The organism is Peptoniphilus stercorisuis, from assembly GCF_017874395.1.
In the GTDB taxonomy this organism is placed as follows: domain Bacteria; phylum Bacillota; class Clostridia; order Tissierellales; family Peptoniphilaceae; genus Anaerosphaera; species Anaerosphaera stercorisuis.
In genome coordinates, this window is record NZ_JAGGLJ010000002.1 from 17,300 (window position 1) to 35,765 (window position 18,466).

Sequence of the window (18,466 nt, forward strand, 5' to 3'; positions counted from 1 at the left end):
GATGAATTTACAAAATATATTAAATATTAAATATCCTTTTATTCAAGGGGGAATGGCCAATATTACAAATGGAGATTTTGCAGCTGATGTATCAAATGCAGGTGGTCTTGGAATAATTACAACGGGAGGATTTAGTCCTGATGAGCTTCGAGAAAATATAAGAATTTGCAAAAGTAAAACAAATAAACCCTTTGGAGTAAATGTAATTATGATGCACTGGGATATTGATGAAATTGCAAAGGTATTAGTTGAAGAAAAAGTAGAGGTAATTACAACTGGGGCAGGAAATCCAGAAAAGTATATTGATTATTGGAAAAACAATAATATAAAAATTTTCCCAGTAGTATCTACAACATCTCTTGCTATAAGAATGCAAAGACTGGGAGTAGATGGGATTATTGCAGAAGGACAAGAAGCAGGAGGTCATATTGGAGAGGCAACTACAATGACACTTACTCCTCAAATAGCTGATGTAGTAAATATACCTATAATAAGTGCTGGAGGAATAGCATCAGGACGACAAATACTAGCATCAGAAGTATTAGGTGCAACTGGTGTACAAATGGGAACTGTACTTCTTGGAACCAGGGAATGTCCAATACATGATAATTATAAAGAAAAATTAATAAAATCTAAAAATTCTCAAGTTATTGTAATTGGAAGAATAAATGGTCTTGCAACTAGAATGATAAAAAATAAAATGACAAGAGAATATTTGGAAAAGGAAAAAATGGGAGCAACTAAAGAAGAATTAGAGATTTATACTTTTGGTGCTCTTAGAAAATCTGCAAAACTTGGAGATTTAAAAGATGGATCTATAATGGCAGGTCAAAGTGTAGAGCAAATAAAAGAAATACTTCCAATAGAGAAACTTTTTGAGAAATTATATAGTGAATATAAAGAAGAAAGGGAAAAACTATGCAGATCAATATAAAGGAAAAAGAAATACTTCCATTGATGCAAGGTGGAATGGGTGTTGGAATATCTCTTTCAAATTTAGCAGGAAATGTTGCAAAGGAAAATGCGATAGGTGTTATTTCTGCAGTGAATATAGGTTATCAAGAAGAGGATTTTTTAGATAATCCACTTATTGCAAATATTAGATCTCTAGAAAAAGAATTATTAAAAGCAAGAGAAATTGCAAATAATAAAGGATTAATTGGAGTAAATATAATGTGCGCTATAAATGATTATGAAAAAATGGTAAAAGAAGCAGTAAGACTTAAATATGACATTATAATATCTGGAGCAGGGCTTCCTCTTAATCTTCCAGAACTTGTAGATGAAAATACTTTAATAGCTCCAATAGTTTCTAGTAAAAGGGCAATAAGTTTAATTATAAAAACATGGCTTAAAAGATATAATAGGCTTCCTGATTTTGTAATTGCAGAAGGACCTCTTGCAGGAGGTCACCTTGGATTTAAAAATATAGATGATTTAGAAAAAAAATCTCTTGAAGAAATTGTTATTGAGATAAAAGATTATTTAAAGGAAATAGAAGAAAAATATAAAAAGAAAATTTATTTATTTGCAGCGGGAGGAATAAGAACAAAAGAAGATAGAAAAAGATTAATGAAACTAGGAATAGATGGAATTCAAATTGGAACTCCCTTTATTGTAACTAGAGAATGTGATGCATCTTCTAATTTTAAAAGTGAAATAATAAATGCAAAATCAAGTGATATAAAAATAATAAATTCCCCTGTTGGAATGATTGCAAGAGCTATTAATAATGATTTTATAAAAAATACAGAAAAAAATAGAATTCCTTCAAGAAAATGCATAAATTGTATAAAAACTTGTAATAAAAACACAATACCTTATTGTATAACAGATGCACTAAATGACAGTGCAATGGGAAAAGGTGGACTTGTTTTTACAGGGGATAATATAGATTCTTTAGATAAAATTACAAATGTAAAAGAAGTTATTAGTAGATTTATGGAGGAATAATGAAATTAGGATTTTTATATAGTGGTCAAGGATCTCAAGAAATTGAAATGGGAAAAGATTTTTATGAAAATGAAGATCTAGCAAGAGAATTTTATAATAATATAAATTTGGAAAAAGATATAAAAAAATTGTCTTTTTATTCTGATGAAATAGATATTTCTAAAACTGAAAATACTCAAATAATATTAATTGCTTTTCAAATTATGATTAGTGATTTATTAGAAAAAAATAATATAAATCCAGATGCAGTTGCAGGTCTTAGTATTGGAGAATTTGCAGCTTTATATAAATCAGGCGTTTTAAGTAGTGAGGATACTTTAAAAATTGCAGAATTTCGTGGAAGAAAAATGTCTGAGATCTCAAAACATATAGATACTTCAATGTATGCAGTGATTGGATCAAAGGAAGAAGAGATAAATAGAGTTTTAGAAAAATATAATAATGATAAAAATTTTGCATCTATTTCAAATATAAATACAAAGGGACAAATTGTAATATCAGGAGAAAAATCTATCGTTGATTTAGCTGTAATAGAACTTAAAAACTTAGGTAAAAAGGCTATTAAACTAAAAGTATCAGGTCCTTTTCACACAGATTATATGAAATATGTATCAGAAGATTTAAGTGAATATTTTGAAAATATAGATTTTTTTAATGAGGAAATTCCTGTATATTATAATTTTTTGGGGAATAAAAGAAATAATGAAAATATTAAATATTTAATGACAAAGCAGGTTAAATCAACTGTAAGATTTGAAGAAGATTTAAAAAATATGATAGATGATGGAATTGATACCTTTATTGAAATTGGATATTTTAATATATTAAAGGGATTTGTAAGAAAAATAGATAAAAATATAAAAGTCTATTCAATTTCTACTTATAAAACTTATTTAGACTTTTTAAAGGAGTTTTCCTATGAAAAATAAAAGAGTATTAATAACTGGTGCAACAAAGGGAATTGGACGAGAGATTGCAAAGAAATTTGCAGATAGTGGATATAATATTATTATTAATTATAGAGATGAAAAAGAAGCGAGAAAACTTGAAGAAGAACTTTTAGAAAAAAATGTAGAAGTTTTAAAAATAAAAGCTGATATTTCAAATTATGAAGAATGTGAAAATATGTTTTTAGAAATAAAAGAAAAGTGGAAGGGATTAGATATTTTAGTAAATAATGCAGGAATTACTAAAGATAATATAATTCTTAGAATGACTAAGGAAGATTTTGACAGTGTAATAGATGTAAATTTAAAGGGAAGTTTTTATTGTATGAAATTTGCTTCAAAACTAATGCTTAAAAATAAGTTTGGAAGAATTATTTCTATTGCATCAGTTGTTGGAATACATGGAAATATTGGACAAATTAATTATGCTGCTTCAAAATCTGGTGTAATTGCAATGACAAAATCTCTTGCAAAGGAACTAGCTCGTAAAAATATAACTGTAAATGCAGTATCTCCAGGATTTATAGAGAGTAATATGACAGAGGATTTAAAACTAGAATATAAAGAAGAATTACTTAATAGAATTGCTGTAAATAGATTTGGACATGCAGCTGATATCGCAAATATAGTCCTATTTTTAGCAAGAGAGGAATCATCATATATAACAGGACAAAATATGGTAGTTGATGGAGGATTATTTCTATGAATAGAGTTGTAGTTACAGGAATTGGATTTATATCTCCAATTGGAAATAGTGAAGAGGAATTATTTAATAATATAAAAAATGGATATTGTGCAGTAGATTTTATAAAAAACATTGACACAAGTGATATAAATGTAAAAATTGCCTGTGAATGTAAGGATTTTAATCCCTTAGATTATTTTTCAAAAAAAGAAATTAAAAGGCTTGATAGAGTAAATCAATTTGCAATAGTTGCAGCTAGAAAAGCTATAGAAGATAGTATGATAAATTTTAGTGATTTTGAAGAAGATAGAATTTCTGTAATAGTTTCTTCGGGAATTGGAGGACTTTCTACATTAGAAAGAGAATCCTTTGTATCTTTTGAAAGAGGATTTAATAAAATTAGTCCATTTTTTATTCCAATGGTAATAGCAAATATGAGTGCATCTCATATAGCAATAGATTTATCTATACATGGATATGTAGGTTGCCCTGTGACAGCTTGTGCAGGTTCTGCTAATGCTATTTTAGATGGGTATAGAGGGATAAAAGATGGATACTATGATATTGCTCTTGTAGGAGGTACGGAGGCTAGTATAAATAAACTTGGGATGTCTGGATTTTCTTCAATGAGAGCTTTAAATGAAACTACTAATATTAATCGTGCATCAATTCCCTTTGATAAGGAAAGAAATGGATTTGTAATGGGAGAGGGATCTGCAATACTTGTTCTTGAAAAATTAGATTCTGCAAAAAAAAGAAATGCGAAAATTTATGGTGAAATAATCGGTGCAGGTATATCTTGTGATGCAGGTCATATTACAGCTCCAAATGAAGATGGAACTTATGTAAAAATGGCAATGGAATATGCTATTAAAGAAGCAAATATAAAAAAAGAGGAAATAGATTATATAAATGCTCATGGAACATCTACTCCATTAAATGATAAGACTGAATGTATTGCAATTAAAAAAACTTTTGGAGAATACTCTAATAAGATAAAAATGTCTAGTACAAAATCTAACACAGGTCATTTACTAGGTGCAAGTGGATCTCTTGAGATGATAATTTCACTACTTGCAATTAAAAATTCCTATATTCCTCCTACAATAAATTATGAAGTTTATGATGAGGATTGTAATACTTTAATTGTTAAAAATAAGGGAATAGAAGAAGACATTAATATAATAATGTCAAATTCACTTGGTTTTGGAGGGCATAATGTATCTTTAATAGCTAGGAGGTATAGTGATGGAATATAATTCAGATGAAATAAAAAAAATACTTCCTCATAGATATCCTTTTTTGTTAGTAGATAGAATAATAGATGGAAAAGAAAAAGAGTTTATTGTTGGAATTAAAAATATATCAATATCTGATGCAGTTTTTCAGGGACATTTTCCAAATCATCATGTATATCCAGGTGTATTAATAATTGAATCTATGGCTCAAGTGGGAGCTATATTATTATTATCAGAAGAAGAAAATAAAGGAAAAATTGCTCTATTTACAGGAATTAAAAATGCTAAGTTTAAAGGAGAAGTTTTCCCTGGAGATAGACTAATTATTAAATGTGAATTTATAGAAAAAAGACTGAATATAGGTTTTGCCAGTGCAAAGGCCTATGTTGAAAATAAGCTAGTTGCCTTTTGTGAAATGAGCTTTGCAATTAGTTTACCTTAGTATCTTAAAAGTTTACAATAGTTCTTGTCCTTGTAAAAGTTATCTGATATTATTATTATATTATTTAGAGGTGAATCTAATGGTAGAAGAGATTTTTTCAGAAGTATATGATAAATTCAAACTTAACTTTTATAGAAATATATTTCAAGGATTTGCAAAAAGAGAAGCAAGTTTAACAGCTACAGAAACTTTTTGTGTAGAAGTAATATATGCACTAGATAGACCTACAATAAATCAATTGGGAAGATTTTTAGAATTATCACAGCCCAATATAGCTTATAAGGTAAATAATCTTGTAAAAAAGGGATATGTGAAAAAAATCCAATCTAAAGAAGATAAAAGGGAGTTCTTTCTAGAGGTAACAGATAAATTTCATAATTATTATGATATAAAAAATGAGTATATGAAAACTGTCCTAGAACGTGCAAGAGAAAAGTTTAGTAAAGAGGAAATGGCACAATTTGAATATATATTAAAAGTAATGTCAGAAGAATTAATGCCTGAAATAACTGAAGGTATGAAAAAAGATTAGATATTTACCTCTAGAGTAAATATCTTTTTTATGTACATAGGTATAATTAAAGCCTATAATAGAAGGAATTAAACTATTATAATTGAAACTTATCTTTAGTTGTACTACACTATTAATCTAGGATAGAGGTATTATATGATAGAAATAAAAAATGTATCGTTTAAATATAATGAAAATGATGATAGAAATGTCATTGACAATTTAAGTTTAAATATTGAAAGAGGAGAATTTGTAGCTATATTAGGACACAATGGATCTGGAAAATCTACTCTTGCAAAATTAATAAATGGACTTTTAATCCCAAGTGAGGGAGATGTATATGTTGATCTTATGAATACAAAATCAGAAGATGATATATGGAAAATAAGATCTCGTGCTGGAATGGTTTTTCAAAATCCAGACAATCAAATTGTAGCAACAATGGTAGAAGAAGATGTGGCTTTTGGACCAGAAAATTTAGGGATTCCAACAAAGGAAATTCATGAAAGAGTTGACTTTGCACTTAAATCTGTTGGAATGGAAGATTTTAGAAAAAATGCCCCACATATGTTATCAGGAGGTCAAAAGCAAAGAGTTGCAATAGCAGGAATTCTTGCAATGACGCCTGAGTATATTATTTTAGATGAACCAACTGCAATGCTTGATCCCAATGGTAGATCAGAAGTTATGAATACTATTAATATGCTAAATAAAGAGCAAAATAAAACAGTGATTTTAATAACTCACTATATGGATGAAGCAGCAATGGCAGATAGAATAATTGTAATGGAAAAAGGTCATGCAATAATGGAAGGAAGTCCTCGTAATGTATTTTCACAAGTTGAAAAAATTAAAGAAATAGGACTAGATGTTCCACAAGTTACAGAACTTGCATATGAACTTTTTAAAGAAGGCTTTAATATAAATAGAAAAGTATTAACAGTAGATGAGTTGGTGAAAGAAGTATGGAAATAGTAGAAATAAAAAATTTATCTCATATATATGGAGAAGGTTCTGTTTTTGAAAAAAAAGCCTTAGATAATGTAAATTTATCGATTAAAGAAGGTGAATTTCTTGCTTTAATAGGGCATACAGGATCTGGAAAATCAACTTTAATTCAACATTTAAATGGACTTTTAAAGGCAACTTCTGGAAATATATTTATAGATAATGTAGATATTACTCAAAAGGGAGTTATGTTAAGAGATATTAGAAAAAAAGTAGGACTTGTCTTTCAATATCCAGAATATCAACTCTTTGAAGAAACTATTGAGCGTGATGTTGCTTTTGGACCTATAAATCAAGGTTTAACAGGTGAAGAGCTAAATAGTAGAGTTAAAGATGCAATAGAATCTGTTGGACTTAATTATGAAGAGTTAAAGGATAAATCACCCTTTGAGTTATCAGGTGGACAGAAAAGAAGAGTTGCAATTGCAGGCGTTCTTGCAATGGATCCTAAAATTTTAATACTTGATGAGCCAACTGCAGGACTTGATCCAGCAGGTCGTGATGAAATATTAGGTGAGATAAAAAATATATATGAAAAGAAAAATATTACTATAATATTAGTAAGTCATAGTATGGAAGATGTTGCAAAACTTGCTGATAGAATTGTAGTTATGAACTCAGGAAAAATATTTATGGACAATACACCAAGAGAAATATTTAAAAGAGAAGAAGAACTTATAAGTGTAGGGCTTGGAGTTCCACAAATAACATCTTTTATGAGAGCATTAAAGAAAAAAGGTGTAGATATAAATGATGATTGCATAACTATAGAAGAGGCAAAAATAGAAATAGAGAAATATTTGAGAGGTACTAATGCTTAAAGATATAACAGTAGGACAATTTTATCCAGGAAATTCATTAGTCCATAAGCTTGATCCAAGACTTAAAATAATAATAATGTTATTTTATATTATTTCATTATTTTTTGTTAACACATATATTCCCTATGTTTTTATTGCATTATATTTGTTACTTATAATAAAAGTTGCAGATATACCACTTAAAATAGTATTAAAGGGAATTAGACCACTTAAATGGATTTTATTAATAACCTTTGTAATAAATTTATTTTTTATACAAGGTGAAGAAATATTTAGAATTGGTTTTTTATCAATTACTAAAGAAGGTTTAGATACAGCATTAAAAATGGCAATAAGACTTGTGCTTTTAGTTTTAGGAACAAGCCTTTTAACACTTACAACATCACCAATAGAGATGACAGATGGTATTGAGGAACTTTTAAATCCTCTAAAGAAAATAAAAGTACCAGCTCATGAAATAGCAATGATGATGACTATAGCTCTTAGATTTATACCAACATTAATAGAAGAAACAGACAAAATAATGAAGGCACAAATGGCAAGAGGCGCAGATTTTGAATCTGGAAATATTTTAAATAGAGCTAAAAATTTAGTTCCACTTTTAGTCCCATTATTTATAAATTCCTTTAGACGTGCAGATGATCTTGCAACTGCAATGGAGGCAAGATGTTATAGAGGTGGAGAAGGAAGAACTAAGTTTAGAGAATTAAAACTTAAAAAAGCAGATTATTTAACTTTTATATTTAATATTGTATTTTTTGGAGTAATAATTTTTTGGAGATATATATGAAAAATATAGTATTAAAAATAGCCTATGATGGAACCTCTTATCATGGATATCAAGAACAACCAGGATATAGTACTGTTGAGGGAGAACTATATAAAGCTGTAGAAAGTACTGTAGGACATAAGGTTAAATTATATATGGCAGGAAGAACAGATAAGGGAGTTCATGCTCTTGGACAAACTGTAAATTTCTATTCAAATACTACAATTGATTTAGGAAATCTTCCAAAGGTTATAAACTATCATTTGCCAGGAGATATATCTGTAATGGGTGCAAAATATGCAGAAGAAGATTTTCATTCTAGATATTCTGCAAAGAAAAAATTTTATAGATATATTATATATAGAGGAAAATACAGAAATCCACTATATGAAAATAGAGCCTATCATTTTCCATATACTTTAGATTTAGATAAAATGAGAAAATCTATGGAGTGTTTAATAGGGGAACATGATTTTAAAAGTTTTATGGGAAGACATGCTGTAGTAAAAGATACTATTAGAACAATAAATAAAATTGAAATAACGGAAAAAGGCGAGCTTGTCTATATTGATTTTTATGGAAAGAGCTTTTTAAAAAATATGGTTCGTGTATTAGTTGGAACAGCAATTGAAATAGGTACAAATCATAGAGATGTTGATTTTATGAATAGAGCACTTATTGCACAAAAAAGAACATCAGCAGGGCCAACAGCACCATCTTGTGGACTTTATTTAATGAAAATATATTATTAGATCTATTATTTATAATAGATCTTTTTTTTATAAATATTGTAATAAAATTAAAAGTATTGTATAAAAACTTCTTTTAGTTTATTATATTCTTAGGTAAGGGGGAATTATGAAACTTATTTTTAATATTAAAAAAACCCTAAATAATACAAAGACATCTTTTAAAAGATTTCCAGTAGGAATGATAGCATCTTTTTTAAGTGCTTTATTTTTTATCTTAGGTGTTTATTCTGAAAGAATGAGTGGATATAATGGAAACAATACAAAAAATGGGTTTTTATTTTTAATAGCAACATTTTGTTTTGTATTTATAGATCTTTTTTTAGAGGGACTAAAGGGAATAGTCAAAAATGAAGAAGATTTACAAAAATATAAATTAATAAAAATTGTTTTGATTATTTTATCAGTTCCAATACTTTATGGAATAAAAGAAAATATGTTAGGCTTTGAAGAAGCACTATTTTCCTATGATAATAGTTATAAATATTTTGGCTTATTGCTATTTTTTATAATAGCATCTTTTTTTATAGCGAAGTTATTTTATCATAAGGATTATATAGCATATGTAATAAAAATAATGGGAGCTGGATTTGTATCTTTATTATATTCAGGAGTTTTGTTTTTAGGGCTAAGTGCAATTTTCTCAGCACTTCATCACTTAATTGGCTTGAAAATCACATCAAATATTTATGTATATACTTCGATTTGTATTTTTATACCATTTAATATAGGGATATTTCTTTCGAATTTTCCTAAGGGAGAAACTTCATTAGCAAATTATGAAATTTCAAAGGCAACAAGAGTATTACTTAATTATATTTTAATGCCGATTTTTTCAATATATTTAATAATTTTATATATATATTTTGCTAAACTTATATTTATAGGAGAACTTCCAAAAAATATATTAATTCATTTAATACTTTGGTTTTCTCTATTTTCAGTAGTATATTTATTTGTACTAGATATTATAAAAGATTCTAAATCTGTAAGAGATTTTAGAAAAATCTTTCCAGTACTTATGATACCTGTAATACTTGTAATGTTTTATTCAATAATACTTAGAATAGGAGATTATGGAATTACAGAAAACAGATATTTTGTTATAGCTGCAGGAATATTATCACTTGCTTCAATGATTTATTATGTATTTTATAGAAGTAATTCAAATATAGCAATTCCAATATTATTATCTGTAGTAATTTTAATTTCAACAATAGGACAAGTTTCAGCATATAATATGTCTGCAAATAGTCAAAATTCTAGACTAAAGAAAATACTGCTAAAAAATAATATGTTAAATGGAAATAAAATAGTTCCAAAAACTGATGTTTCAGATAATGACAAGGCGAAAATATCAGAAATAGTAAAATATATGTGTAATAGTCACAGAAATTATGAACTTAACTATGTTCCAAGTGATTTTAGTTGCTCAGATGAAAGTATGAAAGAAGTATTTGGATTTGATCATACAGATTCTTATGAAGAGTATGATGATATGTATTATAATTATGATGCTAAGGTTTCAATAGATATAAATGGATATTCAAAACTACTTTTAATTGATTCTTATCCAGATTCAAATATATCTAAGACAGTTGGAAACTATAAAATTAGAAGAAAATCAAATTTCATTGAAATATACTTTAATGATGATGATAAAGATAAAGAAATAGTAACTATAAATATGAAAGATATTAAGAACAAATTAAAGGTTCTTAAAAAGACAAAGGAAATTATAGATCCAGATGATTTATCAATAAAGGGTAAATCTGGAAATATAGAATATAAAATAGTATTTACATCACTTAACTTCTATGAGGGAGAGATTGATTCAGAATATTATAGTTGTAGTTTCTATCTTTTGACAAATATTAAAAATTAAGGCTTAAAGTTACTTTAAGTCTTTTTTTTATATAGAAAAATACTATTTATGATAAAATAATTGAAGAGGTGAAAAATGAAAAAAGATATTGTTCCAGGTACAGATTATGTAATATTTCAAGATGATAATGTCTTTAAATATACTACAGACTCCCTTCTTTTAACTTCTCTTGCAAGACCAAATGGAAGAGTGTGTGATATAGGAAGTGGAAGTGGAATTATTTCACTAAGATTAATAGATAATAAAAATATAAAGACTTTTACTAATATAGAGCTAAATTATGATTCTTATGAGATTTCAAAAAAATCAATTAGAGAAAATCAATTAGAAGATAAGATAAATAGTTTGAATATAAATGTATTTGATGTGAAAAAGCACTTTGACAATCAAAGTTTTGATACAGTTATTATGAATCCACCGTATTTTTCAAAAAGTCTTAAAAATTATAAAAAATCAAAAGAAATTGCAAGACATAGTGATTCAATAGAGGGATTTATTCAAGCAGCTAAATATTTACTTAAAAATAGCGGGAAACTTTTTTTAATATTTCCAACTAAGAGATTAGTAGATTTAATATTTATTTTAAGATCTGAGGGGCTTGAGCCTAAAAAATTGAGATTTATAAAAAATGATAAAGATAAAGAAAGTTATCTTGTCTTTGTAGAGGCTGTAAAGGAAGGGAAATGTGAAATAAAAATTCTTCCTGATTTAATTCTCTATGAAGATAAAAAAAGAAGTAGTGAACTTGAAAAAGTATATGAAAATAAGGAGATTTAAGTGATATATTTTTGTCCAACACCAATAGGAAATTTAAAGGATATAACTAAAAGAACATTGGAGGTTTTAGAAAGTGTAGATATTATTGCAGCAGAAGATACAAGAATTACACTTAAACTTCTAAATAGTTATGGAATAAAGAAAAAATTAATAAGCTATCATAAATTTAATGAAAAAGAGCAATCAAAATATATTATAGATTTATCAGAAGATAAAGATATTGCAATAGTAACAGATGCAGGACTTCCAGGAATAAGTGATCCAGGAGAGGTTCTTGCAAGAGAACTAATAAAAGAAAATATAGATTTTACAGTTTTACCAGGACCAAATGCAGCTCTTACAGCCTTAGTATTATCAGGGCTTAGCAGTGAGCATTTTATGTTTTATGGATTTTTAGACTCTAAAAGTTCTCATAGAAAAAAACAATTAGAATCATTAAAAGAATTTCCCTATACAATGATTTTTTATGAAGCTCCTCATAGATTAAAGCAAACTTTATTTGATATATATGAAGTTTTAGGAGATAGAAAAATTTCAATTTCAAGAGAAATAACTAAAATGTATGAGCAAACTCTTAGAAATACTACAAAATACTTTTATGAAAATTTTGATGAAATAAAATTAAAAGGTGAATTTGTAATAGTTATAGATGGCTATGAAAAAGAAGAAGTTGAAATAGATATAGAAGAACTTTTAAAAGAAAAATTAGAAAGTGGAATGAAAAAATCCCAAGCTGTTAAGGAAATTTCAAAGGAATATGATATACCAAAAAATGAAGTTTATAAAATTAGTTTAGAGGTTTAATATGAATGATTTTTTAAGTATTCAAAGAGAAATTGAAGATGTAAATGAATTATTGCTAAATAAATATAGTGATTTATTTAAAATGGACAATGAAACTTTTAAGAAAGAAATTTTAACTAAGGTTGGTAAAATAAATAAATTAAAAAAACTTTCAAAGGAAGAACTTAATAATATTGGAATAGTAGTTGGAGTAGATGGCTCTACAAATAGAGTTGGTGGAGCATATCCTCACTATATAGAACTTTTTCAGGCATTGGCAAAGCCAACAGTAGGTAAGGATTTATTTTTAAATGAATGCTATACTCCAATGCTTAGCTCAAATGAAGAGGACAGTGAAGAAAAAGAAAGAAAGACAAAGGATATTATGCTAGCTCAAATAGAGCTTGATGTTGCAATAGAATTTGTAAAAAACAATAAAGTAAATATGCTTATGATGGATGGAGGTCTTATTAGATATAAGATAAATGACAATGATAGGTATAATGAGCTAAGAGAATTATGTGAGGAAAAAGATATAATATTTTTTGGTGTTATAAAAGATATTAAGACAAATATAATTGCAAGGGCTTTTCAAAAGGATTTAAGTATATATGATAGAGAGCTTTTATTTGGAAGATTAAATAAAGGTGAAATACTTGAAATATTTGATTCCTATAATAAAAAATATGAAGAGGAAGATGGATTAGTATCAGCTTTTTTAAGAACTAGTAAATCTGCAAATGCAATAGGTCTTGATATTATTGAGTCTCAAAGAGAATATATAGAAGATGTTTCGAATTTAGTTTATTCTTTAACTCCTGATTCATCAAGAGGTGTGCCACTTTGGCTAGATATTGTTGATAAAGAGGTAAAAATAACAGATGCTCTTATTAAAACAATGCTTGAAGAGTATTTAGATAGAGATATTTATGAGAGATTTTTTGTATCAGAAAGAGATAGGAGAAGTTTATGAAAGTTGTAGGAATAACATCGCAACAGGAAGTGTATATAGGATCTCAAGATAGAAATTTTAGAATTAATGAGTTTTTGATTGTAGAAGATAGCGTTCAAGGTGAACTTCTTGGAGAAGTAGTAGAGGCAAAAACTTTTAATAGATATATTCCCTTAGATGTAGGGGGAGATTTTGTAGATGCTTCAGTTTTAGAATCTTTAAGAGCTATGGGATATGATGTAAATAATGAAACTGTATATATTGCAAGACTTAGACTTACTAAAGAAGCTCTTTATCCAGTGCTTACAGGAAGTGATGTGAGAGTTCCAGAATTTAGTGAAGTTAAAAAACTCTTAATAGGAATAGATACAGTTGATGGACTTGTACTAGGTGTTATAAGAAATACAGATGATCTTACAAAGGATATGGATGATCAATATAAAAATCTATGTGAAACCTTTGAAGATGGAAATACTTATGCTCAAAGAGAACTTCCATATTTATTAGAATATAAAACAATGCATGAATACCCTCATATTGGAATATTTGGAGGATCAGGATCAGGAAAGAGTTTTGGACTTCGTGTAATACTTGAAGAGTTAATGGAAAAAAGTATTCCAACAGTTGTACTAGACCCACATTATGAAATGGACTTTTCAGAAAGTTCAAATAAAGACTATAAAGATAAATTTAAATGTCTTCAAATAGGAAGAGATGTAGGTATAAAATTTGAAGACTTAACAAGTGGAGATATTAAAAATTTACTTAATGCAGCATCTCATTTAACAGACTCTATGAATAATGTTGTAGATGAAATGTTTAAAAAGGGAAATAGTTATTATTCATTTTTTGAAAAACTTGATAATTTATCTATAGCACAAGATCTTGGAACTACGGAAAAAATTCAAAATAAAATAGATTATGCAGATTCAATAGAAGATGAAAAAACATGGCAAAAAAGACTTGAAATATTTGATAAATATTCTACAAAATGTCCAGCAGCTTCTGTAAGAGGAATAATTTGGAGACTTAATAGACTTTTTCATGAGGGAATATTTAATCAAAATATAAATCCTGTAATAGATGGATTAAAAGCAGGAAAACTAATAGTCATTCAAGGATCAACTAGAATGATACAAGTATTTTCAACTTATTTATTAAATAAAATTTATTATGAAAGAAGAGATTATAAAGAGGCGGTATATAATCAAGAAGTAAAAGATTTCTTTCCACCATTTATAATAGTTACAGATGAGGCTCATAACTTCGCTCCAAAGGCTGTTGAGACTCCATCAAAGGCAGTTTTAAAAGAAATTGCACAAGAAGGTAGAAAGTATGGAGTATTTCTAATACTTGCAACTCAAAGGCCAACTCTATTAGATGAAACTATAACAGCACAACTTAATACTAAATTTATATTTAGAACAGTAAGAGCATCAGATATAGACACTATTCGTGAGGAGACAGATATTTCAACTGATGAAGCAAAAAGACTTCCGTATTTGTCCACAGGAGATGTTTTTATTTCATCATCTCAAAGGGGAAGAACATCTTATGTTAGAATTAGAGCAGCTAATACAAGATCTCCTCATAAGGAAAACCCCTTTGATGAGCTAAATAAATATAAAAATAAAGAAAATGAAGAATTTTTAGAATATATTAAAGAATATTTTCCAATAGATGTGTCTTTAAATTCACTAGATGTAATTAAAGGACTTTCAGAAAAATATTCAATAAATATAACATTAGATCAATTAAAATTAAAACTTAGCGTATTATACGAAGAAAAATTAATTGATGTAGAAGAAAATTTCCTTGGAAAACAATATATATTAAAAGAGGATTAAAAAAATGTCCACAATTCATAAAAATAGGGTATAAATTTATAGTCTAAATATTACTAGTTTACAATATGATATAATCTTAATAAAGACAAAGGGGTGACATATGACTTTAAATATATTAACGATAGGTATCATAATACTGATTAGCGTTTTTTTAAATAAAGCATCAAGTAAAATTGGAATACCAACATTACTTGCTTTTATTATCCTTGGATTACTATTTGGATCTGAGGGAATAGTAAAGATACCTTTTGACAATTATGAGTTTGCTTCTAGAATTTGTACTGTGGCCTTAATATTTATTATGTTTTATGGAGGATTTGGAACAAATTGGATGGAAGCTAAAAAAATTGCACCTCAAGCTATTCTTCTAGCAAGTCTTGGAGTAGCTATGACTGCAGTTTTAACAGGACTATTTACTTATTATGTTCTTAAATTTGATTTTTGGGAAAGTATGTTAATGGGTTCTGTAATTTCATCAACAGATGCAGCTTCAGTATTTACAATACTAAGATCGAAAAAATTAAACTTAAAAGACAATACAGCTTCTATGTTAGAACTTGAAAGTGGTAGTAATGACCCGTCATCATATATGCTAACAGCAATTACACTTTCAATAATGAATGGAAATGCCAATGGTACTAAAATTATCTATATGGTATTTGCTCAAGTTGTATATGCACTTTTAATAGGATTTATAATTGCTAAGCTTTCAATTTATTTACTTAAACATTTTGATTTTGAAATAAATGGTTTTGATGCAGTATTTGTACTTTCAGTTGCAATATTATCCTATGCAATACCAGAGGCAATAGGTGGTAATGGTTATTTAAGTGCTTATATAGTTGGAATTATGCTTGGAAATCAAAATTTTAAAAATAAAGTTGATTTAGTTCATTTTTTTAATGGAGTTACAGGATTTATGCAAGTTATAATATTTTTCTTACTTGGACTTTTAGCATGGCCATCAAGACTTCCATCAATAGCATTGCCAGCTCTTGCAATTGCATTATTCTTAACATTTATAGCAAGACCTATTACAGTATTTGCAATTCTTAGCCCTTTTAAGGCTTCTATGGGACAAAAATTAATAGTATCTTGGTCAGGACTTCGTGGTGCAGCATCAATTGTATTTGCAATACTTGCAACAGTAGACCCAGCTTATATGAAAAATGATATTTACCATGTAGTGTTTTTCCTAGTACTACTTTCAATTTCTGTTCAAGGGTCGCTTATACCAATACTTTCTAGAAAATTAAATATGATAGATCATACTGAAAATGTTATGAAGACATTTACTGACTATCAAGATGAAGAGCCAGTTGGTTTTATTCAATTAAGTATTGATAAATATCATCCTTGGCTTAATCAATCAATAAAAGAAGTGCGTCTTCCACCAGGAATATTAATAGTATCAATAGTAAGAGATGACATACCTATTGCTCCAAATGGAGATACTATTATGAAAGAAGAAGATATTTTAATATTATCAGCTCGTGCAGTATCAAATGAAATTACAACAGAACTTACTGAATTAAAAGCAGATAAGAACTTAATAGGAAAGAAAATTTCAGAAATAAAATTAGACAGAGGAAGACTTATTATAGTTGTAAAAAGAGAAGATGAAATAATAATTCCAGATGGAAACACAATTATTGAAGAAGATGACTTTATAGTAATAAATAATACAGTATTAAAAGAAATAAAATAAAGAGCTCTAGAGCTCTTTATTTATATTTAAGATGAAATTTTTAAGAATATCTTTTCCATATTGAGAATATCTTCCCTCAGGATGAAAAATTACACCATACATATTTAAATTAGTATTTTCAAAAGCCGCAATGGGAGAGTCCTTTGTACTAGCAATAATATTAAAATCCTTTGGAGCTTTTTCGACAGAATAGCCATGGATCATATGGGTAAATTGTGGGCTTTTAAGATTTTTAAATAAATTAGAAGAATTATCTATATTCGTTTTTATCTGTCCCTTTTCAAAGGGATATTTTTTATTTCCAACAACTCCACCAAAGGCAATAACCATAGTTTCCATACCAGAACAAATACCAAGAATTGGAATATTTAGTTTAAAAATTCTATTATCTATTTTGGGAGCATCTAAAGCCTTAATATCTCTAATACCATCACCTAAAATAATTCTATCAGGATTTATTTCAAGGGTAGAATCATATGCATTATCATACATAGTAATATATACAGTTGAAAAATCAGAAATAATATTTTTAATTTTTTCAGGTCTAGAGTCTCCAAAATCTACGATTAATACTTTCAAAAAAACACCTCATTTCTATAAATATTATAATATAAATTTTAGTAGTTGGAAAATATAAATAAGGGTATCATTACATTAAGAAATAATTCTCAATAACAATCAAGTTTAATAATTAATGCTAAATATAGGAGTTGTGAATATGGAAAGGGAAGATAGATTAAAGATTCTTAAAGAATACATATTAGTTATAAAATTTTTATCAAAAGTTGCAGGTAAAAATTGTGAAATTCTTTTAATAGATATAGATAATGATTTAGGAGAAATACTATATATTATAAATGGAAATTTGTCTGGCAAAAAAAAGGGAGATAAATTAAATAAAAATCAATTAGAAAAAATTATGAAAGATGAGTACAATAGCAATGACTATACTACAAATCATATTGTAATTAATGAAAATAATCAAAAAGTATTTAGAGAATCTACATATTATATAAAATCTGAAGAAGGCGAACTAATAGGTCTTATGTCAATAAATAGAGATTTAACTAAATATCTTGAATTTAGAGAATTTTATGATAAGGAATTATTATATGGTTTTGAAAAAAATGAAGAACAAATAGATAAATTTTTTAATTTGTCCTTAGATTCTATACTAGAAGATATGATTAGGAATGTATTTATATATTGGGATAGATCTATTCCTGTAAATAAAATAGAGGAAGAGGGAAATCCAATTAGAGAACTTTATCAAAAAGATGTATTTAAATATAAAGGAGCTGTAAATAAAGTAGCTGATTTATTAGATATATCAACGCAAACTATTTATCGATATATAAAAGAATTAGAAGAAGAATAAAAAAAAGAACTTG

19 protein-coding genes are annotated in these 18,466 nt (G+C 27.3%); 18 read left to right on the forward strand and 1 reads right to left on the reverse strand.

The window, feature by feature from the left end; genetic code table 11:
* The first annotated feature begins 1 nt into the window (after position 1).
* The 17 genes from J2Z71_RS00990 (at position 2) to J2Z71_RS01070 (ending at position 17,075) form a co-directional block, all read left to right on the forward strand.
* Positions 2-934: a nitronate monooxygenase gene (locus J2Z71_RS00990; protein WP_210059987.1), complete on the forward strand. Its 933-nt coding sequence runs from the start codon at positions 2-4 to the stop codon at positions 932-934.
* The gene (locus J2Z71_RS00995; RefSeq protein WP_245311147.1) at positions 919-1,953 is read left to right on the forward strand and encodes an NAD(P)H-dependent flavin oxidoreductase; all 1,035 of its coding nucleotides are present in this window, start codon (positions 919-921) and stop codon (positions 1,951-1,953) included. The genes J2Z71_RS00990 and J2Z71_RS00995 overlap by 16 nt, the downstream gene beginning before the upstream one ends.
* Positions 1,953-2,882 carry an ACP S-malonyltransferase gene (locus J2Z71_RS01000; RefSeq protein WP_210059988.1) on the forward strand — a complete coding sequence of 310 codons (930 nt, stop codon included), beginning with the start codon at positions 1,953-1,955 and terminating at the stop codon, positions 2,880-2,882. The genes J2Z71_RS00995 and J2Z71_RS01000 overlap by 1 nt, the downstream gene beginning before the upstream one ends.
* Positions 2,872-3,606 carry a 3-oxoacyl-[acyl-carrier-protein] reductase gene (gene fabG / locus J2Z71_RS01005; RefSeq protein ID WP_210059989.1) on the forward strand — a complete coding sequence of 245 codons (735 nt, stop codon included), beginning with the start codon at positions 2,872-2,874 and terminating at the stop codon, positions 3,604-3,606. Before J2Z71_RS01000 ends, fabG begins: the two co-directional genes overlap by 11 nt.
* Entirely contained in the window at positions 3,603-4,844 is a 1,242-nt protein-coding gene (gene fabF / locus J2Z71_RS01010) for a beta-ketoacyl-ACP synthase II (RefSeq protein ID WP_210059990.1), read from the forward strand. The genes fabG and fabF overlap by 4 nt, the downstream gene beginning before the upstream one ends.
* Complete coding sequence (gene fabZ / locus J2Z71_RS01015) at positions 4,834-5,265, forward strand: 3-hydroxyacyl-ACP dehydratase FabZ (protein WP_210059991.1); 432 nt, start codon at positions 4,834-4,836, stop codon at positions 5,263-5,265. Before fabF ends, fabZ begins: the two co-directional genes overlap by 11 nt.
* A gap of 79 nt (positions 5,266-5,344) precedes the next feature.
* Complete coding sequence (locus J2Z71_RS01020; protein ID WP_210059992.1) at positions 5,345-5,797, forward strand: MarR family winged helix-turn-helix transcriptional regulator; 453 nt, start codon at positions 5,345-5,347, stop codon at positions 5,795-5,797.
* Between the two features lie 135 nt (positions 5,798-5,932).
* Positions 5,933-6,751 carry an energy-coupling factor transporter ATPase gene (locus tag J2Z71_RS01025; protein ID WP_210059993.1) on the forward strand — a complete coding sequence of 273 codons (819 nt, stop codon included), beginning with the start codon at positions 5,933-5,935 and terminating at the stop codon, positions 6,749-6,751.
* On the forward strand, positions 6,742-7,605 hold the full coding sequence (locus tag J2Z71_RS01030) for an energy-coupling factor transporter ATPase (RefSeq protein ID WP_210059994.1): 864 nt from the start codon (positions 6,742-6,744) through the stop codon (positions 7,603-7,605). The genes J2Z71_RS01025 and J2Z71_RS01030 overlap by 10 nt, the downstream gene beginning before the upstream one ends.
* Complete coding sequence (locus tag J2Z71_RS01035; RefSeq protein ID WP_210059995.1) at positions 7,598-8,395, forward strand: energy-coupling factor transporter transmembrane component T family protein; 798 nt, start codon at positions 7,598-7,600, stop codon at positions 8,393-8,395. The genes J2Z71_RS01030 and J2Z71_RS01035 overlap by 8 nt, the downstream gene beginning before the upstream one ends.
* Complete coding sequence (gene truA / locus J2Z71_RS01040) at positions 8,392-9,126, forward strand: tRNA pseudouridine(38-40) synthase TruA (protein WP_210059996.1); 735 nt, start codon at positions 8,392-8,394, stop codon at positions 9,124-9,126. The genes J2Z71_RS01035 and truA overlap by 4 nt, the downstream gene beginning before the upstream one ends.
* A 106-nt stretch (positions 9,127-9,232) precedes the next feature.
* The gene (locus tag J2Z71_RS01045) at positions 9,233-11,008 is read left to right on the forward strand and encodes a DUF4153 domain-containing protein (protein ID WP_210059997.1); all 1,776 of its coding nucleotides are present in this window, start codon (positions 9,233-9,235) and stop codon (positions 11,006-11,008) included.
* Positions 11,009-11,083: 75 nt separating this feature from the next.
* Positions 11,084-11,785 carry a tRNA1(Val) (adenine(37)-N6)-methyltransferase gene (locus J2Z71_RS01050; protein ID WP_210059998.1) on the forward strand — a complete coding sequence of 234 codons (702 nt, stop codon included), beginning with the start codon at positions 11,084-11,086 and terminating at the stop codon, positions 11,783-11,785.
* On the forward strand, positions 11,786-12,589 hold the full coding sequence (rsmI, locus tag J2Z71_RS01055) for a 16S rRNA (cytidine(1402)-2'-O)-methyltransferase (RefSeq protein WP_210059999.1): 804 nt from the start codon (positions 11,786-11,788) through the stop codon (positions 12,587-12,589).
* A gap of 1 nt (position 12,590) precedes the next feature.
* Complete coding sequence (locus J2Z71_RS01060; RefSeq protein ID WP_210060000.1) at positions 12,591-13,541, forward strand: DNA double-strand break repair nuclease NurA; 951 nt, start codon at positions 12,591-12,593, stop codon at positions 13,539-13,541.
* On the forward strand, positions 13,538-15,367 hold the full coding sequence (locus tag J2Z71_RS01065; RefSeq protein ID WP_210060001.1) for an ATP-binding protein: 1,830 nt from the start codon (positions 13,538-13,540) through the stop codon (positions 15,365-15,367). The genes J2Z71_RS01060 and J2Z71_RS01065 overlap by 4 nt, the downstream gene beginning before the upstream one ends.
* 100 nt (positions 15,368-15,467) lie before the next feature.
* Positions 15,468-17,075 carry a potassium/proton antiporter gene (locus J2Z71_RS01070; protein WP_210060002.1) on the forward strand — a complete coding sequence of 536 codons (1,608 nt, stop codon included), beginning with the start codon at positions 15,468-15,470 and terminating at the stop codon, positions 17,073-17,075.
* Between the two features lie 6 nt (positions 17,076-17,081).
* Here J2Z71_RS01070 and J2Z71_RS01075 read toward each other — a convergent pair whose 3' ends face one another.
* The gene (locus tag J2Z71_RS01075) at positions 17,082-17,654 is read right to left on the reverse strand and encodes a glutamine amidotransferase-related protein (protein WP_210060003.1); all 573 of its coding nucleotides are present in this window, start codon (positions 17,652-17,654) and stop codon (positions 17,082-17,084) included.
* A gap of 139 nt (positions 17,655-17,793) precedes the next feature.
* Between J2Z71_RS01075 and J2Z71_RS01080 the strand changes: the two genes are divergently transcribed.
* The gene (locus tag J2Z71_RS01080; RefSeq protein WP_210060004.1) at positions 17,794-18,453 is read left to right on the forward strand and encodes a helix-turn-helix transcriptional regulator; all 660 of its coding nucleotides are present in this window, start codon (positions 17,794-17,796) and stop codon (positions 18,451-18,453) included.
* Positions 18,454-18,466 lie beyond the last annotated feature (13 nt).